This window comes from Hydrogenophaga sp. 5NK40-0174 (assembly GCF_040372165.1).
Taxonomy (GTDB): Bacteria; Pseudomonadota; Gammaproteobacteria; order Burkholderiales; family Burkholderiaceae_C; genus Hydrogenophaga.
Window position 1 is genome coordinate 638288 of sequence record NZ_BAABWG010000004.1, and the last position, 16222, is coordinate 654509.

At 59.0% G+C, this 16222-nt stretch carries 11 protein-coding genes and 1 pseudogene; 11 read left to right on the forward strand and 1 reads right to left on the reverse strand.

The genetic code is table 11. The features are described 5' to 3' along the window. Window positions 1-208: 208 nt before the first annotated feature. The gene (gene ugpQ / locus ABWV89_RS16490; protein WP_353399212.1) at window positions 209-1018 is read right to left on the reverse strand and encodes a glycerophosphodiester phosphodiesterase; all 810 of its coding nucleotides are present in this window, start codon (window positions 1016-1018) and stop codon (window positions 209-211) included. A gap of 116 nt (window positions 1019-1134) precedes the next feature. Here ugpQ and ABWV89_RS16495 point away from each other — a divergent pair, with 116 nt between their 5' ends. The 11 genes and pseudogenes from ABWV89_RS16495 to ABWV89_RS16545 form a co-directional block, all read left to right on the forward strand. Further along, the gene (locus ABWV89_RS16495) at window positions 1135-5025 is read left to right on the forward strand and encodes a DUF3683 domain-containing protein (protein WP_353399215.1); all 3891 of its coding nucleotides are present in this window, start codon (window positions 1135-1137) and stop codon (window positions 5023-5025) included. A 29-nt stretch (window positions 5026-5054) separates the two neighbouring features. Then, the gene (locus ABWV89_RS16500) at window positions 5055-5471 is read left to right on the forward strand and encodes a gamma-butyrobetaine hydroxylase family protein (RefSeq protein WP_353399218.1); all 417 of its coding nucleotides are present in this window, start codon (window positions 5055-5057) and stop codon (window positions 5469-5471) included. A 20-nt stretch (window positions 5472-5491) separates the two neighbouring features. Then, the gene (gene ubiE, locus ABWV89_RS16505; protein WP_353399221.1) at window positions 5492-6223 is read left to right on the forward strand and encodes a bifunctional demethylmenaquinone methyltransferase/2-methoxy-6-polyprenyl-1,4-benzoquinol methylase UbiE; all 732 of its coding nucleotides are present in this window, start codon (window positions 5492-5494) and stop codon (window positions 6221-6223) included. A 23-nt stretch (window positions 6224-6246) separates the two neighbouring features. Beyond that, window positions 6247-7026: a Tim44 domain-containing protein gene (locus ABWV89_RS16510; protein ID WP_353399224.1), complete on the forward strand. Its 780-nt coding sequence runs from the start codon at window positions 6247-6249 to the stop codon at window positions 7024-7026. 10 nt (window positions 7027-7036) lie between these two features. Next, window positions 7037-7606, forward strand: coding sequence for a ubiquinone biosynthesis accessory factor UbiJ (locus tag ABWV89_RS16515; protein WP_353399227.1), 570 nt, complete (start codon window positions 7037-7039; stop codon window positions 7604-7606). Further along, window positions 7603-9168: a ubiquinone biosynthesis regulatory protein kinase UbiB gene (gene ubiB / locus ABWV89_RS16520; RefSeq protein WP_353399230.1), complete on the forward strand. Its 1566-nt coding sequence runs from the start codon at window positions 7603-7605 to the stop codon at window positions 9166-9168. Before ABWV89_RS16515 ends, ubiB begins: the two co-directional genes overlap by 4 nt. 145 nt (window positions 9169-9313) lie before the next feature. Further along, window positions 9314-9676: an FmdB family zinc ribbon protein gene (locus tag ABWV89_RS16525; RefSeq protein ID WP_353399233.1), complete on the forward strand. Its 363-nt coding sequence runs from the start codon at window positions 9314-9316 to the stop codon at window positions 9674-9676. A gap of 108 nt (window positions 9677-9784) precedes the next feature. Further along, window positions 9785-11587, forward strand: a complete 1803-nt coding sequence (gene aspS, locus ABWV89_RS16530) for an aspartate--tRNA ligase (protein ID WP_353399236.1) — start codon at window positions 9785-9787, stop codon at window positions 11585-11587. 116 nt (window positions 11588-11703) lie between these two features. Next, window positions 11704-12162: a dihydroneopterin triphosphate diphosphatase gene (gene nudB, locus ABWV89_RS16535; protein ID WP_353399239.1), complete on the forward strand. Its 459-nt coding sequence runs from the start codon at window positions 11704-11706 to the stop codon at window positions 12160-12162. Between the two features lie 267 nt (window positions 12163-12429). Continuing rightward, a pseudogene (locus ABWV89_RS16540) lies at window positions 12430-12558 on the forward strand (ESPR domain-containing protein); the annotation flags it as partial. Between the two features lie 36 nt (window positions 12559-12594). Continuing rightward, window positions 12595-16222: DUF4347 domain-containing protein (locus ABWV89_RS16545; RefSeq protein WP_353399317.1), on the forward strand; the 3628-nt coding region annotated here is incomplete at its 3' end.

Genomic DNA, 16222 nt, shown 5'->3' on the forward strand with positions numbered 1-16222 from the left:
GGGCCCCGTCAAGCGGGCCTGTTCGCAGGTTATGGCAGGCGCTTTGCTTTGCTTTTTGCAGTTGGTGCGGCGGTCTTGGTGGTCGGTCTGCTGCTGTTTTCCCGCGACGGCCGAATGGCCACTTACGCGCTCCTGGCGCTGGCGCAAGGCACATTGCTTTGGGGGTGGGAACAGAGGGCCCACCGGCAACCCAAGAAGACCAGGCGGGTCAGGCGTTCGTAGGGACAGGTTCCGCAGAAGGCCAAGAGGCGGGGAGAAATTTCTTTACCTCGTCCGTGATGAGGCCATCCACACCCAGCAGCGCCAGCCGTGTGGCCTCTGCGGCCTCGTTGACGGTATAGGACAGTACTTTCAATCCATCCGCATGGGCCTCATCCATCAGCTTTTGGTTGATCAGGGCGTGATGGGGAATGACCGCGATGCAGCCGAGTTTCCCGGCGGTCTTGCGCCAGTGGCGATGCCGCCTGCTCAGCAGCAAGCCTCGTGGCAGATCAGGAGCGGCTTCCCGTGCACCTTCCAGCGCCAGAGGCTCGAAGGAGGTGATCAGTGGTGGCGGGAGGTCAGGCCTTAATCGCCAGTAGCTACTGGCCTCTTGGGCAATATGGCGGCCACTGGCCAAGCCATCTCGCGCGGACGCTTTGATCTCGATGTTCAGACAGAGATTGTTGGCCAGGCAGTAGCGGGCCACCCCGGCCAGGCTGGCTATGGGCTCCCCGGCATGTTCAGGCGAGTGCCAGGTTCCGGCGTCAAGCTGCGACAGTTCTGGCCAGGATCGATGCGTTGCCAGTCCTTTTCGTCCGGTAGTGCGGCGCAATGAGCTGTCGTGTTGAAGAAATGCGACGCCATCGCGGCTGACTCGAACATCGCATTCGAACATCCGATAGCCCAGCTCGGCACCCTGGCGGATGGCTGCCAGTGTGTTCTCCGGCGCGAGTTTTCCAGCGCCGCGGTGCGCAATCCACCGAGGGTAAGGCCACGCGCTGGCCAATTGTGGGGGTGCCTTGGGGCTTGAGCTCATTTGAGCCTCCAGGTTGATGTTGAAAAGAGTGTGCCAGTTTCCGGGCGAGTCGTGGGACTATGTGTGCTGCGGTACCATCTAGGGTTCAGCATTGCCTGCTGGCGAATTGCTCTCACATGAACGCTCCCAACCCTCTTTTGACCCCAAATACCACCGTGGCGGATGTGCCGCGCGTGCGTGAAATTCCGTACAACTACACCTCGTTTTCGGACCGGGAAATCGTCTCGAGGCTTCTTGGCGGGCGCTCCTGGCAGTTGCTTGAGGAACTGCGTGGCGAGCGGCGCACGGGGCGTTCTGCACGAATGCTCTACGAGGTTCTGGGTGACGTATGGGTCGTACAACGCAACCCCTATCTGCAGGATGACCTTCTGGACAATCCGGGCAGGCGTCGCGCTCTGGTGGAGGCATTGCATCATCGACTTGTCGAGGTAGAGAAGCGCAGGACGCCAGACGCTGATGCCGGGCGCGACGCGCTGGTTGGTGAGCTCTTGACCGCAGCGAAGGCGTCGGTAGAGCGATTTGCCCGCGCATTTGATGAAATGGCCGAGCTGCGGCAGCGGACGGTGAGTGTTCTCGGACGGCTCACTGCAAAAGACAACATCAAATTCGACGGCCTCTCGCGCGTGTCGCATGTGACGGACGCGACCGACTGGCGTGTGGAGTACCCGTTTGTGGTTCTGACACCGGCCACCGAAGCCGAGATGGTGCACCTGGTGAAAGGCTGTATCGATCTTGGTCTGACCATCATCCCTCGTGGAGGTGGCACGGGGTACACAGGCGGAGCCATTCCTCTGACATGGAAGAGCGTGGTGATCAACACCGAGAAGCTCGAGGATATGACCGAAGTCGAGCTCCAGGAAATTGGAGGACATGACGCGCCGGTTGCCACGGTCTGGACGGAGGCAGGCGTGGTCACCCAAAGGGTGGCCGATGCGGCTGAACGGGCAGGGTATGTGTTCGCTGTCGATCCCACCAGTGCGGAAGCTTCCTGTGTCGGCGGAAACATCGCCATGAACGCTGGCGGCAAGAAAGCGGTTCTTTGGGGAACGGCGCTGGACAACCTGGTCAGCTGGCGCATGGTCACTCCTGACGCACAGTGGCTGGAAGTGACACGCCTGGATCACAACCTGGGGAAGATCCACGACGCCGAGTTGGCCACTTTCGAGTTGAAGTTTCTTGACGCCGATGGCAAGACTGTCCTGAAGACCGAGCGTCTTGAGATTCCAGGCGCCAAGTTTCGCAAAGAAGGTCTTGGCAAGGACGTCACAGACAAGTTCCTCAGCGGGCTGCCAGGCGTGCAGAAGGAGGGGTGTGATGGGCTGATCACCAGCGCGCGCTGGGTGGTTCATCGCATGCCGGCGCACACGCGCACGGTGTGCCTGGAGTTTTTCGGCAATCCCAAGGATGGTGTTCCATCCATTGTCGAGATCAAGGACTTCATGTTTGCCGAGCAAAAGCGCTCGGGCACAGTGCTGGCCGGACTGGAGCATCTGGATGACCGATACCTGAAGGCAGTAGGCTACACCACCAAGAGCAAGCGGGGAACTCTGCCCAAGATGGTGTTGATCGGGGACATCGTGGGAGACGATGCAGATGCCGTGGCCAGGGCTGCCAGCGAGGTGGTCCGCATGGCCAACGGGCGGTCGGGTGAGGGCTTTGTTGCGGTCAGCCCGGAGGCGCGCAAGAAGTTCTGGCTGGACCGCAAGCGCACCGCCGCGATCAGCCGGCATACCAATGCTTTCAAGATCAACGAAGACGTTGTCATCCCGCTGCCCCGGATGGGGGAGTACACACTGGGAATTGAACGCATCAACATCGAGCTTTCTCTTCGCAACAAGCTAAAGCTGTGCGATGAGCTGTCGTCTTACTTTCAGAAGGGCAACTTGCCATTGGGCAAGACTGACGATGCCAGCGGAATCCCCAGTGCCGAGTGGCTGGAGGACCGTGTGCAGCAGGCGCTGGCACTGGTCGATGAAGTCCGCTCCATTTGGGCTGGCTGGCTCCAGAACATCAGTGTGCATTTTGAGGAGTTGCAGGACCACCGGCTGAGAGCCAGCTGGAAAACGCAGCTGAGGGCTCCGCTGCAGCACATTTTCAGCGGCGCAGCGTTCGCGCCCATTCTGCTGGAGTGCAATGCTATCCATCAGCGTGTTCTGAAGGGGCGTGTGTGGGTGGCGCTGCACATGCATGCTGGGGATGGAAACGTTCACACCAACATTCCTGTCAACAGCGACAACTATGAGATGCTGCAAACCGCGCATGAAGCGGTGGCGCGGATCATGGTTCTGGCGCGCAGCCTGGGAGGGGTTATCTCTGGCGAACACGGGATTGGCATCACCAAGCTTGAGTTCCTCAGCGACGAGGAGCTGGCGCCGTTTGCGCAGTACAAGGCTCAGGTGGACCCTCAGGGTCGCTTCAACCGGGGCAAACTGTTGCGCGGCGAAGCACATGCGGGGCTGACCCTCGGTGGGGAAAAGGTGCGCTCCTCAGATCTCTCGGAGGCCTATACGCCCAGCTTTGGGCTGATGGGGCATGAATCCCTGATCATGCAGCAGAGCGACATTGGTGCCATTGCCGATTCGGTCAAGGACTGCCTGCGCTGCGGAAAGTGCAAGCCTGTCTGCTCGACCCATGTGCCAGGTGCCAACCTGCTGTACAGCCCCCGCAACAAGATTCTGGCGACCTCTTTGCTGGTCGAGGCATTCCTGTACGAAGAACAGACGCGCCGTGGTATCAGCATCAAGCATTGGGAAGAATTTGAGGACGTGGCGGACCACTGCACTGTGTGTCACAAGTGCCTCTCGCCTTGCCCGGTGAACATCGACTTCGGCGATGTATCCATGAACATGCGCAATCTGTTGCGCAAGATGGGGCAAAAGAGCTTCCGCCCGGGCAATGCCGCGGCGATGTTCTTTCTCAATGCAACCAATCCGCAAACCATCAAGGCCATGCGAACGGCGATGGTGGATGTGGGCTTCAAGGCGCAGCGATTTGCCAACGAGACGCTGAAACTCGCCGCACGCAAGCAGACCAGTGCGCCACCAGCGACGCTTGGTCCAGCGCCTCTGCGCGAGCAGGTCATCCACTTCGTGAACAAGAAGATGCCGGGAGGCCTGCCCAAGAAGACGGCGAGGGCCTTGCTGGACATTGAAGACAAGGACTACGTGCCCATCATTCGCGACCCGGCGAAAACGACCGGTGAGTCGGAGGCAGTTTTCTATTTTCCAGGCTGTGGATCTGAGCGACTGTTCAGTCAGGTGGGCCTGGCGACGCAGGCCATGCTTTGGCATGCCGGCGTTCAGACCGTCTTGCCTCCAGGGTATCTGTGCTGCGGATACCCGCAGCGGGGCAGCGGGCAGTTCGAGAAGGCCGATCAGATCATCACCGACAACCGCGTGCTGTTCCATCGGGTGGCCAACACACTGAATTACCTCGACATCAAGACAGTGGTTGTCAGCTGTGGCACTTGCTTCGACCAGTTGCAGGGGTACGAGTTCGAGAAGATCTTCCCGGGCTGCCGAATTGTTGACATCCACGAGTACCTGTTGGAGAAGAACATCACCCTTGCAGGCTCCGAGGGCGGCTACCTCTATCATGACCCTTGCCACTCGCCGATGAAGCAGCGGGAGCCCATGGAGACCGTCAAGTCGCTAGTGGGGCCCAATGTCGTCAAGAGTGACCGCTGTTGCGGGGAGTCCGGCACGCTTGGCGTGACACGGCCGGATGTATCGACGCAGGTGCGCTTTCGCAAGGAGGCGGAGATTCGCAAAGGTGAAAAGCAGTTGCGGGATTCTGGCCTGGTGCCTGAGCAAGGCAACATGAAGATCCTGACGTCTTGCCCGAGCTGCTTGCAGGGTCTGTCGCGCTACAGGGACGACCTTGGCAACGGCCTGCTGGAGGCCGATTACATCGTGGTTGAAATGGCGCGGGAGATCCTGGGTGCAGACTGGCTGGAGTCGTACGTGGCTCGCGCCAATGCAGGCGGAATCGAGCGCGTGTTGGTGTGACACATGCACCAGAAGGAGTGAGGCACGAAATGAATGCAGCTGCAGACAGCCAGCAGAGATTGCCGACTGACATCACGGTACACAATCAGTCAAAAGTGCTTGAAATTGCTTTCTCGGATGGGGCGCATTTCAGGATTCCGTTCGAACTGATGCGCGTGTATTCGCCCTCAGCCGAAGTTAAAGGCCATGGTCCGGGGCAGGAGGTACTGCAGACCGGCAAGCGTCATGTCGACATTGTTGGTCTGGAAGCTGTGGGCAACTACGCGGTTCAGCCCACCTTCTCGGACGGCCATGACACAGGGATCTTTGGTTGGGATTACCTCTACGTCCTGGGCAGCAAGCAGGACGAGCTTTGGCAGGACTATGAAAAGCGCCTTGGAGAGGCCGGGGTACAGCGAGACGACCCCATGCCTGAGCCTTCGGCCAAGTCCTGCGGCAGCCATTGAAGCATTGATTGGAGCTGGTCATGGCAGATACGCATTTTGGCTATGAGACGGTTGACGAGAAGGACAAGGCTCGCCGAGTGCGTGGCGTGTTCGATTCCGTAGCGTCAAGGTATGACGTGATGAACGATCTCATGTCAGCGGGCCTGCATCGATTCTGGAAGCGTTACACCATTGAGGTTGCCAACCCCAAGGCTGGAGATCAGGTGCTTGATATTGCCGGTGGCACGGGTGACTTGTCGCTTGCGTTTTCTCGCAAGGTCGGACCGACAGGGAAGGTGGTGCATACGGACATCAACGAGGCCATGCTTCGCCAGGGGCGAGATCGCCTGCTCAATGAAGGCGCACTGTTGCCCAGCCTGGTTTGCGATGCGGAGAAGCTGCCGTTTCCGGATGGCACTTTCAACATCGTGACGGTCGCATTTGGATTGCGCAACATGACGCACAAGGACAAGGCGCTTGCCGAGATGCAGCGTGTTCTCAAGCCAGGTGGGAAGCTGCTGGTGCTGGAGTTCTCCAAGGTAGCCAAGCCCCTGGAGAAGGCCTATGACTGGTATTCGTTCAGCATCCTGCCAAAACTGGGTAAATGGGTTGCCAAGGATGAAGACAGTTACAGGTACCTGGCGGAGTCCATTCGCATGCATCCCGACCAGGAAACGCTTCGCCAGATGATGAAATCAGCTGGCTTTGGGCACGTTGACGTGCATAACCTGAGCGCTGGTGTCGTGGCGCTCCACATGGGGATCAAATGCTGAGTGTGGCGCGTGCATTGAGAGCAATGGGTCATGGGGTTGGCCGATGGCTGGGCGCAGGTAAGGTTTGCGCAGTCGTGACCATTGGCGGGGTTCTTGCCACGCACGCGTGGTCACAGGATGGACAGACCGTTACCACGGGCGATTCGCCCATGGTCATGTGGGTGGTTGGCGCGGTGGTGCTGGCTGTTCTGGCCGTGCTTGGATTCGTGCTACGCAGCAAGAGTGAGAGGCCGCCGGAGGGCTCCGGGCATTCGCAATTCGATCCGGTGACACCCAGGTCATACAGTCCTCAGAACGTTGGCAACGATGCTTCAGCCAGGCCGTGGGAGCAAGTGCCGGTTTCTTCGGCCAGCGAAAAATCGTCCGGCCTGGCCACGGCTGTGGCGCAGGCAAACCGGGACGTCAATGGAGCGGAGTCAGTACCCGAAGGATTTGACCGCCAGGCCTTTTTGAATGACTGCCAGCAGAGTTTCCGCTCTCTTCAGTCTGCGTGGGACAACGGGGAGGTCGACGACCTGAGGGCGCGTTTGGTTCCGTCGATGCTTGATCAACTCGAACAGCAGCTGACGCAGCGCGCGCAAGAGGGTGCCAAGGTGTCGAAAACCGAGATATACAACGTTCAGGCGCAGCTGATTCAGCTTCGGGACAGAGGTGAACTCTGGTGTGCAACCGTGGAGTTCTCGGGCATGAGTAAGGACGAAGCCGCCGCAGGCCCAGGGCCGTTCCGGGAGTTGTGGGAGATGCAGCGCCAAAAAGGCAGCGAGTCCCCATGGCTGGTGGCGGACGTACAGGCTATCCGTTGACGAGGAGCAGATGATGAGCATATCGGGAAGCGGTGCCAGCGGTTTGCTGAGCAGTTTGAAATCCGCATTGAAGCCTCCGCAGTGGGTGGTTTCCGAAATGCAGAACCGCATCGTTCTGTTTCTCAACCATGTGCTTCAGCAAGAACCTCAGGCCATGGAGCGCTTGCGCCGGCAGGCTGGGAAGAGGGTTCGTGCCTCGTGGGGGGACATCTTTCTGACGCTATCTCCAACTGCTGCAGGCTTGCTCGAGCTTGCGCACGAGGGCGAACGGAACGATCTGGCCGTGGTCCTGACTGAGCAAAATCCGTTTTCCATGGCCAGAACATTGGCAGAAGGAGACAGGCCGGCCGTCGACATTCAGGGCGATGTGCAACTGGCTGCGGAAGTCGCCTGGCTGGTGGATAACGTCCGCTGGGACGTGGAAGAAGACCTGTCGCGGATCATGGGAGATGGTCCCGCTCACAAGATGGCCAGCGTCGGCCGGCAGATCGTGCACGGTCTGCGCTCTTTCCTGGCGAAAACGCCGAGTGTCGCATCAACGGGACGGCCATCGTCCGGCAACCCTGGTAGCCAGGGATGAGCCGAATTTTTCGCAGCGCGTTCATTGCATGGGTTGCGCTGCGGCATGGCCTGGACGAACTGGTTCTGTCCAGTTTCAAGCACCCTTGGCTGAGGTTGCTGACCCGAGTGGTCTCCATCGGCAGGAATCTCGACAAGCCGCGGGGGCAGCGCTTGAGGGAGGCGCTGGAGCGGCTCGGCCCCATCTTCGTGAAGTTTGGTCAGGTCCTCTCTACCCGGCGAGACCTCTTGCCGCCGGACATTGCTGACGAGCTTGCCTTGCTGCAAGACAGGGTGCCGCCATTTTCCAGCGAAATCTCGGTGGCAACGGTCGAACGGGCACTGGGCAAGCCTCTGGACGCTGTGTTCTCTTCCTTTGACAAGACGCCGGTGGCCAGTGCGTCCATAGCCCAAGTGCATTTTGCGGTGCTCAGGGAAGGGCCGCATGCTGGCAAGCAGGTCGCGGTCAAAGTCCTGCGCCCGAACATGAGGCCGGTCATCGACAAAGATGTGGACCTCATGCGCACGGCGGCCCGCTGGGTAGAGAAACTCTCTGTCGACGGCAAACGCCTCAAGCCACAAGAGGTCGTAGACGAGTTCGACAAGTATCTCCACGACGAGCTGGATTTGTTGCGCGAGGCGTCAAATGCCGCTCAGTTGCGTCGAAACATGGCTGGCCTGGACCTGGTGCTGATTCCGGAGATGTACTGGGACTACTGCCGTGATGATGTGCTGGTGATGGAGCGTATGAATGGTGTGCCGATCAACCAGTTTCAGACGCTGCGCGACAAAGGTGTCGACATACCCAGGTTGGCTCGGGATGGGGTGACGATTTTCTTCACGCAGGTCTTTCGCGACGGGTTTTTCCATGCGGACATGCACCCTGGCAATATCCAGGTCAGCACCGACCCCAGGACTTTCGGTCAGTACATTTCGCTTGACTTCGGTATCGTCGGTACTTTGACGGAGTTCGACAAAGAGTACCTGGCGCAGAACTTCACCGCCTTCTTCCGCCGCGACTACAAGAGGGTCGCAGAGTTGCACATCGAAAGCGGATGGGTGCCAGCCGAGACCCGGGTGGATGAGCTCGAGTCGGCCATTCGTGCCGTCTGCGAGCCTTATTTTGACCGACCCCTGAAAGAAATTTCCCTGGGAATGGTGCTCATGCGCCTGTTTCAGACATCTCGGCGGTTCCATGTGGAGATTCAGCCCCAGCTGGTGCTGTTGCAAAAGACATTGCTCAACATCGAGGGCTTGGGGCGCCAGCTTGATCCGGAACTGGATTTGTGGAGCACGGCCAAGCCATTTCTTGAAAAATGGATGATGGAGCAGGTAGGGCCACAAAAATTGCTGCAACAGCTTAAGGCAGAAGCGCCGCAGTACGCCAAATTGCTGCCCCTGCTGCCTCGCCTGGTGCATGACTATCTGAGGGATCGCCCCGACGACGTGCGTGCCGAGATGCGCGCTTTGCTCAAGGAGCAGCGCAGAACCAACAAGCTGCTCTACGGCTTGATTTTCTCCGGGCTGGGGTTCATGTTGGGCCTTGTCGTCAGTCAGATACTCATCCGTATTCGCCTTTGGTGAGTGGCGCAAGCTTCCGTTGCACACGAATGGCGAGCCCCAACCTATAATTTAGGGTTTTCCTCACTTAGCCTTCCAGCCAGGCGCCTGGATCAGGTCAAAAGGCATCTGTGCCTGGATCTGATGCGTCCAGGCATCCGATCTCACCATGCCAATCTACGCCTATAAGTGCGAATCCTGTGGCCATGCCAAGGACGTGCTGCAAAAGATGTCCGATGCACCGTTGACGGTGTGCCCCTCGTGCGGTGCCGACGCATTCCGCAAGCAACTGACAGCTGCCGGCTTCCAGCTCAAGGGTTCAGGCTGGTACGCCACGGATTTTCGCGGCGGATCGTCTTCAGGCGCCAATGCAACTTCTGCGGACGGTGGGTCGGGAGAAAGTGCTCCCGCTTCGGCCGAAGCCTCGAGTGCCAAAACCGAGAACAAGGGCAAGAGTGAAGCGGCCAGCGGCAGTGCGAGCTCCGCGGCAGCGTCTGCCGGAGGGTGCGGCTCATCCTGCGGATGCCACTGATGCCGCTTGCATGCACAGGGCCAATGGCACGAAGTGACCTTGGCCCCCCGGCCGGCCGAGAGACGGCAGACCGGTTCAAGTCTGACTGAACAAATGTTGAGAAATCCTATGTCAATGCGTACCGAATATTGTGGACTGGTTACCGAAGAGCGATTGGGCCAAAGCGTCTCCCTCTGTGGGTGGGTCAACCGCCGTCGTGACCACGGTGGCGTGATCTTCATTGACCTGCGAGACCGCGAAGGCTATGTCCAAGTGGTTTGTGACCCGGACCGGCCCGAGATGTTCAAGATTGCGGAAGACATCCGCAATGAGTTCTGCATTCAGGTCAAAGGGGTTGTGCGTGCACGTCCGGAAGGCACCACCAACGATTCCCTCAAGAGCGGCAAGATCGAGGTCTTGTGCCATGAGCTGACAGTGCTCAATCCTTCCGTGACGCCAGCCTTCCAGCTCGATGACGAGAATCTATCCGAAACCACGCGCCTGACGCACCGCGTGCTCGACCTTCGTCGTCCGCATATGCAGCGCAACCTGATGCTGCGTTATCGCGTCTCGATGGAGGTTCGCAAGTTCCTGGATGCCAATGGGTTTGTGGACATCGAAACCCCCATGCTGACCAAGAGCACGCCAGAGGGCGCTCGCGACTACCTGGTGCCAAGCCGAGTGCACGACGGGCACTTCTTCGCGCTGCCGCAGTCGCCACAGCTGTTCAAACAGTTGTTGATGGTCTCTGGCTTTGACCGCTACTACCAGATCACCAAGTGCTTCCGTGATGAAGACTTGCGTGCTGACCGCCAGCCCGAGTTCACTCAGATCGATATCGAGACCTCGTTCCTGGGCGAGCAGGAGATTCGTGACATGTTCCAGGGCATGATCAAGACCGTCTTCAAGAACGTTCTGGACGTGGACCTGGGCGACTTCCCCGTCATGCCTTTTGCCGAGGCGATGCAACGATTTGGCTCCGATAAGCCGGACCTGCGTGTCAAGCTGGAATTGACCGAGCTGACGGACGTGATGGCCGATGTGGACTTCAAGGTCTTCAGCGGACCTGCGCAAATGGGCAACGGCCGGGTGGCTGCACTTTGTGTGCGGGGTGGCGCCGAGATGAGCCGGGGCGAAATCGATGGCTACACCGAGTTTGTGAAGATCTACGGTGCAAAGGGTCTTGCATGGATCAAGGTCAACGAGACAGGCAAAGGGCGGGACGGCCTGCAGAGCCCGATCGTGAAGAACTTGCATGACACGGCCATCGACGAGATTCTCAAGCGAACCAATGCGCAAGACGGCGACATCATCTTCTTCGGGGCAGACAAGGCCAAGGTCGTCAACGATGCCATTGGCGCGTTGCGTCTGAAGATTGGTCACAGCGAGCTGGGCAAGAAAAATGGCCTCTTCGAAGACCGCTGGGCACCAATGTGGGTGGTGGATTTCCCGATGTTCGAATTCGACGAAGAGGAAAATCGCTGGTCAGCCATGCACCATCCGTTCACGTCACCGAAGGACGGTCACGAGGATTTCTTGAGCTCAGCGCCTGATAAGTGCCAGGCCAAGGGCTATGACATGGTTCTCAATGGCTGGGAAATTGGTGGCGGGTCGGTGCGTATTCACCGTGCTGAAGTACAGCAAAAGGTGTTCAATGCCCTGAACATCTCTGAAGAAGAGGCGCAGTCCAAGTTTGGCTTCCTGCTGGATGCGCTGCAGTACGGTGCGCCACCGCATGGCGGCCTTGCTTTTGGCCTGGATAGGGTCGTGACCTTGATGACCGGCGCGGAGTCCATTCGCGATGTGATTGCATTCCCGAAGACCCAGCGTGCACAATGTTTGCTGACGCAGGCGCCGAGCATTGTCGACGAGAAGCAGCTTCGCGAGCTGCACATTCGCTTGCGTAATCCGGAAGCCGTCAAACAAGCCTGATCACGCAAGGCGTGATCCAGGAAGGAAGAAAGGGTGCCCTCCGGCACCCTTTCTTCTTGTGGGGTGGTTGTGTCTCGATGTAACCAGGTGAAACCCGCTGAAGCGACTTTTTGGCCATGTACAAGATTCCCGAGTCTGTGCTTGTGGTCATCTACACGACTGACCTGGACGTGTTGCTGATGGAGCGAGCCGATACGGCAGGCTTCTGGCAATCGGTGACGGGCTCCAAGGACTGGCCGCAGGAGTCGTTCATGTGTGCCGCTGCCAGGGAGGTCCGGGAAGAGACGGGGATTGACCCACTCGGTTCTGCAGCCAGCCTCCAGGACTGGTATCTGGAGAACGTCTACGCCATCTATCCAGCATGGCTGCACCGCTACGAACCGGGCGTCTGGAGCAACCGGGAGAGGGTGTTTGGCCTGCAACTCCCCAGGCGTGTCAATTGCCGGCTCAGCCCCTCGGAACATGTGGCGCAGGAATGGCTGCCTTGGCTGGACGCCGCAGATCGCTGCTACTCGCCGTCCAATGCGGAGGCGATCCTGCTGTTGCCTCGCATGGTGAGATGCGCTAATACTTAAATGCTATCTAGCAAGTATTACAAGAGCGTCCGCATAGGTCGAAAATGCGGAAAATAGCGGGTAAACGTGTGACTTGCTGAACGATTACATTAACGCGCGTTGTGATACATAGTGCGTTTTGTTACATAAGCAGGTAACATCGAGCCTGTCACAGAGCTGTCGGAACTGCTACATATCTTGCAAGTCTGGTACGCTCTTCGAATTACCACTTTTGTACCAGCCCATCCCCTGAACTGGGTACGGTGCGTCAAGTCTTCAGCCATAAGCATGAACAAGACCTACAAATCCGTTTGGAATGAAACTCTCGGGACCTACGTTGCCGCAGCAGAGACTGCGCATTCTGGGGGTCGAAAGGTATCCAGTTCGCGACGTGCCAAGCGCGCGCCCCAAAGGAGTGCTGGAGGCAGCCAGCTTGCGCTGGAGCCCCGGATTGTGTTCGATGCTGCCTTGCCGGCCACGATGGTTGAGGCGCAGGCGGATGACAGCGGTTTTGACACGCAGGACTTGCTGGTCGAAGACGCCGCTGCAGACGAGCCCGTAGCGCCGGTTGTGGTTGCTCCAGCCGTTGCTGAAGAAGACCAGGCTGCGACATCCGAAGAAGCAAGCACCTCTGCGTCAGCCGATACCGCTGCGGGCGAGCCTGCTGCCGATGCTGTGACTGTTGAGGCCGCAGAAGAAGCGGACGCCATGATCGGCGAGACAGATGCCGAAGCAGCCGTTGCAGGGGACGAGGCCACTGAATCCGGCGAAGAGCTTGAGGCAACCGAGCAATCCGACCTGGAAGAAGGTGAGCTGGCCGAGACCGAGAGCGTGACCGATTCCGAGGAAGAGCGCGTCGAGATCATTTTTGTCGATGCTGTCGCTGAAGACATCGTCGATGATCTTGCCGATCACCCAGGTGAAATCTATGTGCTCGATGCCGATCGCGATGGCATTGAGCAGATGGCAGAAGTTCTCGGCGGTCGTACCGGGGTGGATGCTGTTCACATCATCAGCCACGGTAGCGCCGGCCAACTGGATCTCGGCTCGGGCGAGCTGACGACAGCCACCATGCAGGACGCGTATGCAGATGAGCTGGAGATCATCAGTGCTGCGTTGTCGGAAGACGCCGACATTCTTCTTTACGGCTGCGATGTGGGGGCGGGCAGTGCTGGCCAGGATTTTGTCAACATGCTGGCTGACGCCACAGGCGCCGATGTGGTCGCCTCCAGCGACGATACCGGACTGGATGTGCTCGGCGGCGACTGGGTGCTCGAGGTTCAGAACGCTGACGGCACGATTGAAACCGAGACCATCGAAGCCACCGCATGGGCTGGATTGCTGACCACTCAGGTCAACAACGGCACAGGCGCGTTTCTGGCTGTATACGACTACTCCATCTACAGCATTGATGCCACCACTGGCGTGGCAACGATTCTGACGACGTTCCCCACCTCCGGCCAGGTGTTCACCTGGGACAACTCCGCTTCGGTCACCGTTCCAACCTCTGGCTTCAATGGCCTGAACTCGCTTGCAGTGGATCAGAGCAATGGCCTCATCTACTTCACGCTGGAATGGCGAAATGACGCCAACCGGGCGCTGTACGCCTATGACTATGTTGCCGACCGCATCTTTGTTGTTGACACCAACGTCACCAACAATGGCATCAGTATCGTCAGTGGTGGAAACACCGGCCTGGCCAGTGGTGCAGCCGTGTTCAACAACGGATACCTCTACATGGGGGTGGAGAACAACCAGGGCGGCAACAACGCCGGGACCGTCTCCAACGACACGATCTACAGGGTCACCCTCTCTGCTGACGGACGCACGATCGCCGGCAATGCATCCATTCTGGTGGGCGAGATCACGGGTAACGACTGGGGTGACCTCGGCTACGACTCCGAGACCAACTCGCTGGTCAGTTCCGATGGTATTGCCGGAGGTGGAGTCAACATCGTTCGTTATGTGTTGAGCGCGGATGGTACTTCTGTCACCAACACAGTCTCGCAGGACATCTTCACGACCAACAACACACAGGCGGCGCACAGCGATGCTGTCGGTGGTGTCAACGCCAACTTCCTCGTCGGGTCGACCATTCAGCAGTTCAACCCGGTCACTGGCGCCCTGATCGGCTCGGCCATCAACATCACTACCAATGGCACGACACCTCTTGGCGCTGTGTTTGACGCCGCAGGCTGGACGCCCCCGACTGGCTCCATTGGCGACAGCGTGTATGCCGATGCCAACGGAAACGGCGTACAGGACGCAGGCGAGTCGGGCATTGCCAACGTGACGGTTGAGCTCATCAACGACGTCAACAACAACGGCGTGGTCGATGCAGGTGAAGCCACTCTGGCGACGGATACCACAAACGCCAGCGGGCAATACACGTTCACAGGCATTTTGCCCGGCCACTACATCGTGCGCGTGACCGACACGGCTGGAGCGCTTGGCGCGCAGTACCAGTACACGAGTGCTGGTGGTGCAGTCAACGCCAACGGCGATGTCACCCGTATCGGTCAAAACCACACCAATATCGATTTTGGTGTGGTTCGTCCTCCTGTGAACAACGTCCCGCCTGCCCAGACCGTTGCGGAAGATGACTCGGTGACGTTCAGCAATGCCAACGGTAACGCGCTCCAGGTCGTGGACAACGATGGGCAGACGCTGACCGTCACGGTGTGGTCCGAGCAGGGTACGGTTTCTCTGAGTGGTACGGCAGGCCTGACGCTGACGCGAGGCGACGGCACGGATGACGCTGCCATCATCATGACGGGCAGTGCAGCTGATATCAATGCGGCGTTGAATGGTCTGGTTTACCAGCCAACCTCTGACAACAATGGTGCAGGTGCGGTCAACCTCAACACCACCGACGGCACCTACCTTGTGGTGGACCGCGTGGCGATCGACATCACGCCCGTCGACGACACCAATCCGGACAGTGTGACCACGGCTGAGAACACGCCAGTCGACATCACGCCGATGGACAATGACAGTTTCGAGGGGCCAGCGTGGGTCGTTGACGCCAGTACGCCCTCCAATGGCAGCGTAGCCGTGGCCACGGATGGCACGACCATCACGTACACCCCGGACACGGGATTTGGCGGAGCCGATAGCTTCACCTATACGGTAGCGACCATTGACGAAGGGTTCAACTACGAGTACTGGACGGTCAACCCGACAACAGACAGCCCGATATTCGACACCGTCTTCCCCGCGGGCTTCCCTACCACGACGCCGGACGGTACAGGATGGACACCGGGGATCAGCGAGGACGATGGCCTGCTGATCCAGGATGAACAATCCGATACCGACCCCGAAAACGTGGTCGCATGGTCAGGCGAATTTCTCGTTCTCGAAGGCGATACGTACACATTCGGACTGACTGCCGACAATGTGGCCCGTCTGATCGTTGATGGGAATGTGGTTGTGACGACCAGCGCCTACTCGACAGAGGCGACTGCTACGGTGACCCTGGGTCCAGGCGCCCATACGTTTGTGGTTCAGTACGCAGACCTGCGCGCGCCGCAGAGCGTCAACCTGACCTACAGCGGTGCCGACACAGGTGATGCCGCGGTCAATGTCAACAACCTGGACCTGTGGGGCGCGGCGATCCGCTACGAGACCGACACGGTCGACGTGTACGTGAACAAGGTGCCAGTGGCCAACCCTGACACCAATTCGATCTTTGAAGATGCTGCCAGCGTCACTGGCGACATCAGCATCAACGATACCGATGGCAACGGCACTGGCGCCGAGAACACCGTGGCGCTGGATGGCAGCACCCCGGCGGTGGGCAGCTACGGAACGATTTCTCTGAATCCGGACGGCACCTACTCCTATGCCCTGGATAACACCAACCCCGTCGTGCAAGGCCTAGGCGTGGGCGAATCGGTTGTTGAAACCTACAGCTATGTCCTGACCGACTCTGATGGTGACACCGCAGTATCGACCCTGACGATCACCATCAACGGTGTGAACGACGCACCGCTTGCAGAAGACAACACCTACACGGTGGGCGAAGATGATGCTCCTGCTGTGGTGGGCAATGCCCTGACGGACAACGATGCGGTTGCCGGCT